The sequence below is a fragment of the Actinopolymorpha rutila genome, from assembly GCF_013407855.1.
Classification (GTDB): domain Bacteria; phylum Actinomycetota; class Actinomycetes; order Propionibacteriales; family Actinopolymorphaceae; genus Actinopolymorpha; species Actinopolymorpha rutila.
Genome location: NZ_JACBZH010000001.1, coordinates 6,172,373 through 6,184,870 on the forward strand (window position 1 = coordinate 6,172,373; position 12,498 = coordinate 6,184,870).

At 72.0% G+C, this 12,498-nt stretch carries 8 protein-coding genes and 1 tRNA gene; 2 read left to right on the top strand and 7 right to left on the bottom strand.

The genetic code is table 11. From position 1 onward, the window contains the following. Positions 1–49: 49 nt before the first annotated feature. From F4554_RS27715 to tmk, 4 genes are all read right to left on the bottom strand, one after another. Positions 50–123, bottom strand: a tRNA-Thr gene (locus F4554_RS27715). Positions 124–176: 53 nt separating this feature from the next. Further along, positions 177–1,790, bottom strand: a complete 1,614-nt coding sequence (locus F4554_RS27720) for an alpha/beta hydrolase (RefSeq protein ID WP_337796220.1) — start codon at positions 1,788–1,790, stop codon at positions 177–179. A gap of 117 nt (positions 1,791–1,907) precedes the next feature. Continuing rightward, positions 1,908–3,149 (bottom strand): DNA polymerase III subunit delta', encoded by a 1,242-nt coding sequence (locus tag F4554_RS27725; RefSeq protein WP_238341424.1) that lies wholly within the window; start codon positions 3,147–3,149, stop codon positions 1,908–1,910. Further along, positions 3,146–5,350 (bottom strand): dTMP kinase, encoded by a 2,205-nt coding sequence (gene tmk / locus F4554_RS27730; protein WP_337796221.1) that lies wholly within the window; start codon positions 5,348–5,350, stop codon positions 3,146–3,148. The genes F4554_RS27725 and tmk overlap by 4 nt, the downstream gene beginning before the upstream one ends. Positions 5,351–5,519: 169 nt before the next feature. On the opposite strand from tmk, the gene F4554_RS27735 reads away from it, so the two are divergent. Continuing rightward, positions 5,520–6,167, top strand: a complete 648-nt coding sequence (locus F4554_RS27735) for a TetR/AcrR family transcriptional regulator (protein ID WP_179790428.1) — start codon at positions 5,520–5,522, stop codon at positions 6,165–6,167. Beyond that, positions 6,157–6,732, top strand: coding sequence for an SRPBCC domain-containing protein (locus tag F4554_RS27740; RefSeq protein ID WP_179790430.1), 576 nt, complete (start codon positions 6,157–6,159; stop codon positions 6,730–6,732). Before F4554_RS27735 ends, F4554_RS27740 begins: the two co-directional genes overlap by 11 nt. A 24-nt stretch (positions 6,733–6,756) precedes the next feature. Here the strand turns inward: F4554_RS27740 and F4554_RS27745 are convergent, their stop codons facing one another. The 3 genes from F4554_RS27745 to F4554_RS27755 all read right to left on the bottom strand — a co-directional run bounded on the left by F4554_RS27745 (position 6,757) and on the right by F4554_RS27755 (position 12,444). Further along, positions 6,757–7,557, bottom strand: a complete 801-nt coding sequence (locus F4554_RS27745) for an MOSC domain-containing protein (RefSeq protein WP_179790431.1) — start codon at positions 7,555–7,557, stop codon at positions 6,757–6,759. A 17-nt stretch (positions 7,558–7,574) separates the two neighbouring features. Further along, a complete protein-coding gene (gene topA / locus F4554_RS27750) occupies positions 7,575–10,427 on the bottom strand; it encodes a type I DNA topoisomerase (protein ID WP_179790433.1) in 2,853 nt (950 codons plus the stop codon). A 400-nt stretch (positions 10,428–10,827) separates the two neighbouring features. After that, positions 10,828–12,444 carry a DUF7059 domain-containing protein gene (locus tag F4554_RS27755; protein WP_179791810.1) on the bottom strand — a complete coding sequence of 539 codons (1,617 nt, stop codon included), beginning with the start codon at positions 12,442–12,444 and terminating at the stop codon, positions 10,828–10,830. Positions 12,445–12,498: the final 54 nt, after the last annotated feature.

The window sequence follows — 12,498 nt, forward strand, 5'->3', positions numbered from 1 at the left end:
TGATGTTACTGAGGACGGCTCAAGGCCGCTGACCTGCGGTAATTAGGGGAGCCGCCTGTGGGAATCGAACCCACGACCTACGCATTACGAGTGCGTCGCTCTGGCCGACTGAGCTAAGGCGGCAAGTGTCTCGAAGACACGAGGGATGAGCATACCGGGCGCCTCGGCCGGGCTCGTCACCCCTCCGGGCACTCGGTGCCCGAGCGCGGCGGCTTGCCGTCGATCAGGAACCGCTCGACCGCCCGGTCGACGCACTGGTTGCCCTGCATATAGCCGGTATGTCCGTCTCCGTCCCGGGTCAGCAGCACTCCGGAGTCGAGCTGCTTGGCCAGCCGGACCGCCCAGTCGTACGGCGTGGCCGGGTCGCGCGTGGTGCCGATCACCAGGATCGGGGGCGCGCCCTTGGCGTGGATCGGCCCTGGCCGGCCGGTCGCCTTGAACGGCCACGCCGCACAGCTCAGCGAGCCCCACAGGATGTAGCTGCCGAACCGAGGCGAGGCCTTCTCGAACGTCGGCTCCTCGGCCTTCGCCTGGGCCACCGACTTGAGGTCCGGCCGGTCGAGGCAGTTGACCGCCACGATCGCCTCGCCGGAGTTGTTCCGGTAGGTGCCGTCGGGGTTGCGCTCGACGTACTCGTCGGCCAGCGACAGCAGCCTGCTGCCGTCGCCTGCCAGCGCGGACCGCATCGCCGTCCGCAACCGAGGCCAGTACTCCTTCACGTACAGCGGCATGATGATCCCGGTGATCGCCAGCGACTGCGTGAGTTTGCGGGACCCGTCGTTGGTCTTCAGCGGATTCTGGTCGGTCCTGGCGAGGAAGTTGTCGATGGTGCGGTACGCCTCGGAGACCGACGAGCCCAGCGGGCAGTCCTTGCGGCTCACGCAGTCCTGGATGAACGCCCGCAGCGCCACCTCGAAGCCCTTCGCCTGCTCCAGGCCGAGGGCACGGGCGCTGAGCGTCGGGTCGATCGCGCCGTCGAGGACGAGCCGCCCCGCGCGTTGGGGAAACAGCCCGGCGTACGTCGCACCGAGGAAGGTGCCGTAGGACTTGCCGAGGTAGGTGAGCTTCTTGTCGCCGAGTGCACTGCGCAACACGTCCATGTCACGCGCGGCGTCCTCGGTGGACACGTGCCCGAGCACCGCACCGCTGCGCGCCTTGCAGCCGTTGGCGAAGAAGCGCGCCTCCTTCATCAGGTTGTTCTGCTCCGTGGCGTTGTCCGGCGACCCGTCGATGGCGAGGTAGTGGTCCATCTGCTTGTCGGTGAGGCAGTCGACCGGCGCGCTCTTGCCGACCCCACGCGGGTCGAAGCCCACGATGTCGTAGCGGGCGATGACGGGCTTGCTCACCACCCAGGGCGCGGCGGCGGCGTACTCGACTCCGGACCCGCCCGGGCCGCCGGGGTTGATAACGAGGGAACCCAGCCGCTTCGCGCGGTCCCTGGCCGGCAACCGCAACACCGCCAGCTCGATCGACTTCCCTTCCGGCTGGCGGTAGTCGAGCGGCACCCGAAGCGCCGCGCACTGGAACGACGCCCCGCTGGTGCACTTGACCCACTTCAGCTTCTGCTCGTAGTAGGGCCGAAGGCCGGCAGCCACGTCGGAGGGCATCGGTGCCGGCTCGCCGGGCTGGGCGGTGGCACCGGGCTCGGCCGCTGACTTGGAGCTGCCGCCGCGATCCTGCGTCTGCCCGGCCGAGTCGCTGGCGCGGGGCGCGAGGGCGCAGCCGGTCGCGACCATCAGGACCAGCACCGCAAGCGCCGCGAAGAGCTGCTTTGCGCTCTTTTGTCGCACCCGTGTCCACCCTTCGGCGTTCGTTCCTCCGGCCACCCTACGAGATTCCGCTGGGCAGCCCTTCCCGTCTTCCACAGGTGGCCGGAGGTCGGCCACCGGTCAGGGGTCGGCCGCGGGTCAGCCGGGGGTGTTCCACAACGCGATGGTCATCGCCTCCGCCGCGAGCAGCGGGGCGACGTTGGCCGTGATCGCCTCCCGGCAGGCAAGGATCGCGTCGATCTGGCGGATGACCTGTTCGGGCCGGGTGGAGGCTGCGCGGTGTTCGATGTCGTCGCGCAACTCCTCGTTGACCAGCTCGGTCCGGGCACCGAGAGCCACCGCGAGCACGTCGCGGTAGTAGGCGGTCAGGTCGAGAAGGGCCCGGTCGAGCGCGTCGCGCTGCAGCCGCTTGGCGCGGACCTTCTGCTGCTCCTCGAGGTCCTTCTGAGCCGTCTGCAGCTGCCGGGGGCGGGCGCCCCGGCCACCACTGCCGCTGACGCCGTACGCGCGTTCCAGCTCCAGCTTCTCCCCGGCATCGAGGTCGGCGGTGGTCTCCTTCGCCTCGGTGGCGGCCAGCTCGACAAGTTGCGCGGCCGCGGTCAGGCAACTGGCGAGGTCACGGAGCCCGCTCGGCACCGCGAGCACATGCTGCCGCCGGGCCCGCACCTCCTCCTGGGTAGCCAGCGCGCGGGCCCGGCCGATGTGCCCCTGCGAGGCGCGCGCCGCGAATGCCGCCACCGCGGGCTCCACGTCGTAGCGCCGCTGCAGGACCGCCGCGACCGCCGGTGTGGGTGGAGTACGCAGAACCAGCAGCCGGCAGCGGGACCGGATCGTGGGTACGACGTCCTCGACGGTCGGGGCACACAGCAGCCAGACCGTACGCTCGGCCGGCTCCTCCAGGCTCTTCAGCAGCGCGTCGGCGGCCTGCTCGGTGAGCCGGTCGGCGTCCTCGACGACGAGGATCTGCCAGCGCCGGCCGACCGGCGACATCGCCGACTTGCGGACGAGCTCGCGGATCTCGTCGACCTTCAGGCTGAGCTGCTCGGTGCGGACCAGGGTGACGTCGGGATGCGAACCGGTGATCGCGGTCCGGCACGCCGAGCACTCCCCGCACCCGCCCCGCTCGCACTGCAGGGCGGCGGCGAAGGCGCGGGCGGCGTTCGAACGCCCCGAACCCGGCGGCCCGGTGAGCAGCCAGGCATGGGTCATGGCCGACGGCGACCGGTCGCCGGCCAGCCAGGCGGCGGCCCCGGCGGCGGCCGGGCGGAGGACGGCGACGGTCGGCTCCTGGCCCACCAGGTCGGCCCAGACCCCGGTCATGGGTACTTCGGCGGTGGCGAGTTCCTCGGAGTCGCTGTCGACCTGCTGCACCTGGCTCATGCCTGCGCCTCCTCACTCGGCCGCTGCGGCTGAACCGGCTGCCCCGGGCGGGACGGGTCCTCCCGCTGGTCGCCGCCGCCGTCGCCGTCCCCGGAGTCGCCGTCCCTTCTGTCGTACGGCCGATCGACGCCGCCGGCACCAGGACCGCCGACCTCGCTACCGACCCCGCCGCCGACACCGCCCAGCAACGGCCGGACCGCGTTCCGGATCTGGGCGGCGAGCTCGTCGACCGGCTGCGTGGCGTCCAGGACGGCGTACCGCTCCGGGTCGAGCGCGGCGAGGTCGAGGAACTGCTGGCGTACCCGGGAGTGGAACTCCAGCGGCTCTCGTTCGAGCCGGTCCGGGGTGCCGTCCACCCGGGCCAGCCCTGCCTCCGGCGGCAGGTCCAGCAGCACCGTCAGGTGCGGCCGCAGCCCGCCGGTCGCCCAGCGGGACAGGCGTACGAGCTCGGACTGGCTGAGGTCACGTCCGCCGCCCTGGTAGGCGAGCGCGGAGTCGACGTACCGGTCGGTGATGACCACCGCCCCCTCGGCGAGCACGGGCTTGATCATCGAGTCGACGTGCTCGGCCTTGTCCGCGGCGTACAGCAGCGCCTCGGTCCGCGGGGAGATGCCACTCGCACCGTGCAGCAGCAGGTGCCGCAGGTCCCGGCCGATGTCGGTGGCGCCCGGTTCGTGGGTGACGGTGACCGTGTGGCCCTGGTCCTCCAGCCACCGCGCCAGCCGCCTCGCCTGGGTGGACTTGCCGGCACCCTCGCCGCCCTCGAACGCGATGAACAGGCCGGTGTCGGCGTAGAAGCCACGGTCGTGGCCGCTGAACACCGCGCGCACGTCGCGCAGCACCGACACCCCGGGACGGTCGTCCATCTGCCGGAACGACACCAGCCCGAACGCCGTCGCCGCGATACCCCCGAGCAGGAACGTGATCGCCGCGCCGTTGTACGTCAAGGTGACCTTGCCCGGAAGCTCGACACCGTGCGCGCCGATCGAACCGGCGATGGCGGGCGCCGCCGCGAGCACCGCGGCCAACGCGATCTTGGTCAGCGACTGGACGAACGCGAACGTGCGGCCGCGGATGGAGTCCTCGACCTCCAGCCCCAGCAGGGTGTAGCCGGTGATCCAGGTGATCCCGGCGAACGCGCCGAGCAGGACGGTGCAGAACGCCACCAGGACGAGGTTCTGGAACAACGCCACCGCGATCAGGGACAGCCCGGCCGCGGTGAGGGTCAGCCCGAACATCCGCCGCCGGGACAGGCCCACCAGGAACCGCGGGCCGACCGCCATGCCGGCGGCCAGGCCGGTGAAGAGCGCGCCGAAGACGACGCCATAGCCTGCGGCGCCGCCGCCGAGGTCGGTGACGTACGTACGGCCGAGACCGATCACCACGCCGCCCGCGGCGAACGCGCCGACCACCCCGATCACCAGGCCACGGATGAGGCGGTTCTGCGCGACGAACCGCCAGCCCTCGATGACGGCCTTGAGCACGTTGGTCTGTTCCTCGGTGATCTCACCCGAGGCGGGCCGGCCGGAGACCTCGTGCAGCCGGGCGACCACGAGCGCACCGACAAGGAACGTCAGCGCGTTGAAGTACAGCGCGAGGTCGACCGAGCCACCGTTGAACCAGTGGAACGTCCGGATCAGCGAGCTGTTGATCAGCGCCAGGAAGGTGAAGAGCAGTGCCGCCGGGAGCGCCGAGCCGTAGGTCGTCACCATCGAGACCTGGTTGGCCACCGCTAGCCGGTCACGGGGAACGAGGTTGGGTACGGCGGCGTCCTTGGACGGCAGCCAGATCAGGCTGACCGCCTCGATCAGCACGGTCGCGACGTACAGCCACCACAGCGTGCCGACGATCGGGATCGACGCGAACAGCACGAACCGGATGACGTCGCCCACGACCAGCGTCCACCGCCGGTCGAGCCGGTCGGCGATGTAGCCGCCGAGCGGGCCGACCACCACCGCGGGCAGCAGCCGCAGCAGCAGGACGCCGGCGATCGCGAAGTTCTCCGTGCGGTAGTTGCCGGCGGCGAGCTGGCCGGCCATCGCAGTGAGAGCGAGCAGTCCCAGCCAGTCACCGAGGCTGGACAGGCCGAGCGCGATCCACAGGGTGCGGAACGGTTTGATCCGCAGGACACCGCGGATGTCGTTGGCGGGTACGGACATACCGGACTCGACCGTGCTGGTGGACCGCTCGTGCTCAGACACCCGGTCAGCCTAACCAAAGCCACCCCTCTTCCCCGTGCCGCCGAACCCGCGCCGTCCGGGTGGCCTCGCCGCGCTTTTCGATACCGCCGTTGCGTAATAGCCAACGTCACCGTAAGGTCGTTTCCGCTACTCAAGTTTCGTAATTGAGCGGGAAGGCGGGCGAGCCGCGATGGCTGACGCAGGACCGGGCGACGCAGGACCGGGCGCGGGACCGGGCGCCGCGCGAACGCGCCGGGGGCGGCCCCGGGACGCCGAGGTCGATCGGCGCATCCTGGCCGCGGCCGGGGAGACCATCGCGGCGCACGGGTACGCCGGACTGTCCGTCGACGCCGTCGCCGAGCGGGCCGGGGTGGCCAAGACCACGCTGTACCGCCGGTGGCCCACCAAGGCACGTCTGGTGGCCGACCTCGTCTCGCGGATGCAGGACGAGGTGCCCCTGACCGAGACAGGTGACGTCGTCGGCGACCTGACCCGGCTGACGGCCGGGATCGCGGGCAGCCTGACCGCTGCGGGCGCGCCGCTGGTCGCGGACCTGACGGCGTCGATGGCGCACGACCCGGACTTCGGCGAGACCATGCGCGCACGCTGGGCGCAGTGGCGGCGCGCCGCCGTGGAACTGCTCGGCCGGGCGGCCGAACGCGGCGTCCTCTCCCCCGGCTTCGACCCGGAGGTCGTCGTCGACCAACTCGCCGGACCTCTCTACTACCGGCTGCTGTTCACCGGCGACCCGCTCACCGCGGAGTACGCCGCCGCCCTCGTCGACGCCGCGCTCGGCGCGCACCTCCGCCCGGAAGGACCAACCTCCCATGCCCGTTGACCAGTCGGCTGTCAAGACGACCTTGCCCGCTGCTCCGGACGGGCGCCGCCGACGCCGCCGCTGGCCTTACGTACTCCTTGCCGTGTTGGCTCTGCTGGCCGGCGGCGTGATCTGGCAACGTTCCCACCCCGTCGTCCTGCGCGCCGAGGTCGACATCGACGCCGGCCCGGACCAGGTGTGGGCGGTGCTCGCCGACCTGCCCGCCTACCAGGAGTGGAACCCGTTCATCGTGCGGTCCAGCGGACGCCTGCAGGTCGGCCGGAAACTGACGAACGTGCACCGCTTCGGTACGAGGACGATGGTGTTCGGGCCGACGGTGCTCGCCGTCGAACCCGGGCGCGAACTGCGCTGGATCGGACGGCTCGGGGTGCCCGGCATCTTCGACGGCGAGCATTCCTTCGTACTCACTCAGACCGCGCCCGGCCGCACCCACGTGGTGCAGCAGGAAACGTTCCGCGGCATCGCCGTGCCGTTCACGACGGGCTGGCTGCGCGGTGACACGCTGTCGGGGTTCAAGGCACTGAACTCCGCCCTGCGCGACCGGGTGGAGTCCCGCCAGCGCTGACGCACGGCGGGGCCACGGCATCGGTCACCTCGGCGCCGAGGCGTCCACCTCCGCGCCGAGGCGGACGATGCCGGGCCGTTCGACGTCCGCGTGTACGCCGAACACGATCTGCCCGTCGACCCGCCGGTCGGCGGCCAGCGCGCGCAGCACCATCGCGTCGCGGCCACCGGCCTCCGGGCGCCGGTCGACCAGGGCACACCGTTCGAGCGGCCCGCGCACCCGCACCACGGCGTCACCCAGGCGCAACAGCCGGCCGGTCCACTCGTCCTCGACGAAGGCCGGCGCGTCCCCGGTGTCGACCACGAACGTCGCGCGGAACCTCCGGCCGTCCTCTCTGCCCTCTCCGTCCTCAGGGTCCCGGCCGACGCGGCGCGCGACCTCGGCCAGCGAGGAGGTGGTCACCACCGAGACCGGACCGCCCCACACCACCCCGCCCGGCGGGCCGACCCGGCACAGCACGACCTCCTTGCCGAGGTAGCGGCTCACCAGCGCCGACCACGGTCCGCGTAGGACGGTGAGCTCGGTCGGCCGCCCCCAGTAGTCGGCGACCAGCCGGTCACCGGCCGCGTCCGGTTCCCCGAACCCGTCCGCGTCCCCGGTGGCCTCGCCGACCGGCGTGGTGATGGTCAGCGCCGGCGGGTCCCAGCGGGCCCGGCAGGCGAGCAGCGCGTCGTGGTCGACCGTACGAAGGACGCGGTCCGCCGCGACGTCGTAGAAGCAGAACGCGCGATCGCCGGGCGGGCCCGACGCCGGCAGGTCGAGCTCGGGCAGGAACTCGTGGGCCAGCCCCTTGACCGGCGTCAGGCCGATCCGGGCGACGTACATCCGCCTGGGGTCCGTCCTCAGCTCTTCTTCGCCGCGCTCGACTTCTTGGCGGCGGCCTTCTTCGCGGTCGTCTTCTTGGCCGCGGCCTTCTTCGCTCCGGAAGCGGTCGCCTTCGCCACACCAGCGCCCGCCGTGGCCTTCTTGGCAGCCTTCTTCGCCGTCTTCTTGGCGGCGGCCTTCTTCGCCCGCTTCGGTGCCGGCCCCTTCGCCCGCTTCTCCGCGAGCAGGTCGGCGGCCCGGTCGAGCGAGATCGACTCCACGTCGTCGTCCTTGCGCAGGGTCGCGTTGGTCTCCCCGTCGGTGACGTACGGACCGAACCGGCCGTCCTTCACCACCACCGGATTGCCGGTCTCCGGGTCCTCACCGAGCTCCCGCAGCGGGGCGGCGGCGGCCCGGCGGCCCCGCGCCTTCGGCTGCTTGAACAGCTCGACCGCCTGCTCCAGCGTGACGGTGAACAGCTCCTCCTCCGACCCGAGCGAACGCGAGTCGGAGCCCTTCTTGACGTACGGGCCGTAGCGGCCGTTCAGCGCGACGATCTCCTCGCCGTTGTCCGGGTCGTCACCCAGCGAGCGGGGCAGCGACAGTAGCCGCAGCGCCTCCTCGAAGGACACGGTGTCGAGGTCCATCGACTTGAACAGCGAGGCGGTCCGGGGCTTCGCCGACTTCGGGGCGTCCTCGGGCAGCACCTCGGTGACGTACGGGCCGAACCTGCCCGCCTTCGCCACCACCGGGTGGCCCGTCTCGGGGTCGGTGCCCAGCTCGCGCTCGAGCCCGGCCGGCTGGGTGAGCAGTTCCTTCGCCTTGTCCAGGGTCAGCTCGTCCGGCGGCAGGTCCTCGGGCACGTTGGCGCGGTTGCCCTCGGCGTCCTCGACGTACGGGCCGTAGCGGCCGACCCGGATCACGATCGGACCCGTGCCGTTGTCGCCGATCGGGAACGTCGAGATCTCCCGGGCGTCGATCTCCCCGAGCTCGGTGACCAGGGCCTTCAGTCCGTCGGCCTGCAGGACGCCGCCGTTGCCGCCGCCCGGGCCGCCGGCCCCGCCGCCGCCGTTGGCCGTGCCCTCACCGGGCGCGCCGAAGTAGAACCGCGCCAGCCAGGTCTGCATGTCCGACCCGCCGCGCGCGATCTCGTCGAGCGCGTCCTCCATGCTCGCGGTGAAGTTGTAGTCGACCAGGTGGGCGAAGTGCTCCTCCAGCAGCCGCACCACCGCGAACGCCACCCACGTCGGGACCAGCGCCTGGCCCTTCTTGTAGATGTAGCCGCGGCCGAGGATGGTGCCGAGGATCGACGCGTACGTCGACGGCCGGCCGATCTCGCGCTCCTCGAGCTCGCGGACCAGCGTGGCCTCGGTGTAGCGCGCCGGCGGCTTCGTCTCGTGCCCGTCGGCGTCGATCCGGGTCGCCACCATGGTGTCGCCCTCCACCACGTCGGGCAGCCGGCGCTCGGCGGAGTCGGTCTCGGTGGTCGCGTCGTCCACGCCCTCGACGTAGGCCTTGAGGAACCCGTGGAACGTGATGACCTTGCCGGACGCGGTGAACTCCGCGTCCCGCCCGTCGGCGGTGCGGGCACCCACCCGCAGGGTGACGCTGCGACCCTCGGCGTCGCGCATCTGCGAGGCGACGGTGCGCATCCAGATCAGCTCGTACAGCCGGAACTCGTCACCGCGCAGGCCCGTCTCGGCGGGCGTACGGAACCGGTCGCCGGAGGGGCGGATCGCCTCGTGCGCCTCCTGGGCGTTCTTCACCTTGCTCTGGTAGACGCGCGGCTTCTCCGGCAGGTAGTCCGCCCCGAACAGCTGCCTGACCTGTGCGCGGGCAGCGGTGACCGCCGTCTCCGACAACGTGATGGAGTCGGTACGCATGTAGGTGATGTGGCCGTTCTCGTACAGCCGCTGGGCGACCTGCATGGTGCGGGCCGCGCCGAAGCCGAGCTTGCGGGCCGCCTCCTGCTGCAGGGTGGTCGTACGGAACGGCGCGTACGGCGAACGGCGGTACGGCTTGGACTCCACGCCGCGCACGGTGAACGTCGACTCGCCCAGCCCGGACTTCAGCGCGTCGGCCTGCGCCTGGTCCAGGTGCACCACGGTGTCGCGCGCGGCCGGCTTCAGCGTCCCGTCGGAGGCGAAGTCGCGGCCCTGCGCCACCCGGCGGCCGTCGAGGTTGACCAGCCGGACCGTCACCGTGCGCGGGTCCTTGGTCTCGCCGGCGTCCAGCTCGGCGACCAGGTCCCAGTAGGTCGCGGTGCGGAACGCGATGCGCTCCCGCTCCCGGTCGACCACCATCCGGGTGGCGACGCTCTGCACCCGGCCCGCGGACAGGCGCGGCATGACCTTCTTCCACAGGACCGGCGAGACCTCGTAGCCGTACAGCCGGTCCAGGATCCGCCGGGTCTCCTGCGCGTCGACCAGGTTGTCGTTGATCTGGCGGGGGTTGCTCACCGCCTGGTTGATGGCCTCGGGGGTGATCTCGTGGAAGACCATCCGGTGCACCGGAACCTTCGGCTTCAGCTCGTCCAGCAGGTGCCAGGCGATGGCCTCGCCCTCGCGGTCCTCGTCTGTCGCGAGGTAGACCGCGCCGGCGTCGGACATCAGGTCCTTCAGGCGCCGCAGGGTGGGCTTCTTGTCGGCGGGGACGACGTAGAGCGGGGCGAACCCCTCGTCGACGTTGACGCCGAGCCGGGCCCACGGCTCCTTCTTGTACTTGGCCGGCACCTCGGCGGCACCGCCGGGCAGGTCGCGGATGTGGCCCACGCTCGACTCCACGACGTAGCCGCGGCCGAGATAACCGGCGATCGTCTTCGCCTTGGCAGGCGACTCGACGATGACGAGCCGGGGACCCTCGGTCGGGGTGGAGGCCTTCTTGGCGGGCACTGTGTACCTCTCCTGCCTGTCCTTGTCTGTCTTTCTACTGGACGGTGCTGCTGGGCTTGCTCGTGCGCTTGGTCTGTTGTGGTTTGCACCGGTCTGCCGGTGCTTCGCCGTCCGTCCGGTCCGCGGTTTTCGTACGGCGGCATCGCGGTCCGAACCGGGTCGAGTCAAGCCGCGCGGGCGATCCGGCCCGCTAGACGGTAACCGTACGACGCCCCGAACTGTTTCGCGGGTGCCTCCCGAAGCGTTGCCCGGCGATGCCGGAACCGAGGACCGCGGGCTCTGGGCGGCTCGACCCGAAGAGTGAGAGTACGTGGTGAATGTCGGGTTGCAACCCCCGGTTTGTGGTTCGGGACGGGTGTCGGGGCGCGGGACGTCATGTTTCGGCCCGGTTGGTACGGGTTCACGCCGGGGTCGCGTCCGGGGCCGCGTCCGGGGCGGCGTCGTGCAGGTATCCCTCGGCGTACAGCTGCCTGGCGCGCGGCAGCAGGCGTCCCCGCATCCGCGCCGGCTCCTCCCCCAGCAGGGTCGCCAGTGCGTCGCAGATCTGCCCGACCGTCAGCTCGCCGTCGCAGGCACCGACGAACCCGCCCTCGGCGGTGTCCACCGCGACCGCCCGGCGCAGGCCCCGCCGCTGCCGGAGTACGACGTGTTCGGGGTCCGCTGCGCCCGGCCGGCCGAGCTGTTCCTGGTCGACGTCGGGGTCCACCCGCAGCCGGGCACCGAGCAGTGCGGCGTCGTCGGCGTAGGAGTCCAGCCGGTCCACCGCGTCCAGCCACCTCCCGACCTCGGCCCCGAGCGGCTGCTCCACCGGATGCGGCCACTCCTCCATCACGGCCGCCGGGCCACCCGGCCGCGGCCCGGCGTTGCGGCGCAGGGTGATCCAGCCGAAGCCGACCCCCTCCGCGTCCTGCGCCTCGAACCACGCCAGCCAGTCGTCGTACCGTCTCGCGTACTCCGGCGTCCCGTGCACGCCCGCGTCCTTCAGCCACAGCTCGACGTACTCCGCCGGGTCGGACACCTCCCGCTGCAGCACCCACGCGTCGCAGTCGGCGCCGGAGCCAGTGCCGGAGCCCGCGCCGGAATCGGCGAGCCAGTCGCCCAGCCGGTCACGCCAGTTCTCCCCGCGTACGTGCAGCCAGTTGGCCAGGATCTGGCAGACCCCGCCGTCGGCGAGGAAGTCCGGCGCCTGGGTCACGATCCGCCGGCACACCTCGTCGCCGGCCATCCCGCTGTCGCGGTAGGTGAGCCCGCCGCGCGGGGAGATCACGAACGGCGGATTCGACACCACCAGGTCGAACTTCTCACCCCGCACCGGCTCGAACAGGCTGCCCTCCCGCAGGTCCCAGTCGAGGCCGTTCAGCGTGCCGGTGAGCCGGGCCATCGCCAGCGCCCGCGGGTTGACGTCGGTGCCGACGACCTCGCGTACGTGCCCGGACAGGTGGAGGGCCTGGACGCCGCAGCCGGTGCCGAGGTCGAGTGCCCGCCTGGCCGGTCGGCGTACGGTCAACTGGGCCAGCGTGCTCGCCGCGCTGTTCACGCCGAGGACGTGGTCGGCGGTCACGGCGGGGCGGGCGCCGTCCAGGCCGGGCGTCAGGTCGGCGACCACCCACCAGTCCTGGTCGTCGGGCAGCCCCTTCCGGGCGGGTCCGCCGGTCGCGCCGTACGGCCGGACGTCGACCAGCGCGCGGATCCGGTCGCCTGACCCGCCTGCCTCACCGGCTCCGCCTTCGCCGCCGGTCGCACCCAGGAGGCCGGCCATCACCAGCGGTTCGAGGAGTCCGGGCAGGGCGCGTTCGGCCCGGTCCGCGGGCACCGGACGCTGCAGCAACCACAGCCGGACCAGCGTGTCCAGCGGGTCGCCGCCCTCCGTCGCGCGCACCCCGGGGGTGGTCTCGTTGCGGTGCAGCGCCGCGTGCGCGACCGGGCCCAGCCGCTCGCGTACGCCGTCCACGGTGTAGCCGACGGCGGCCAGGTGGGAACGCAGGCGTGCCTGAACGTCCTCGGACAGTTCGAAGATCCGTCCATCCTGCCGGGAGCCGCGCCGGACAACGGCAAGGGCCCCACCACCGCG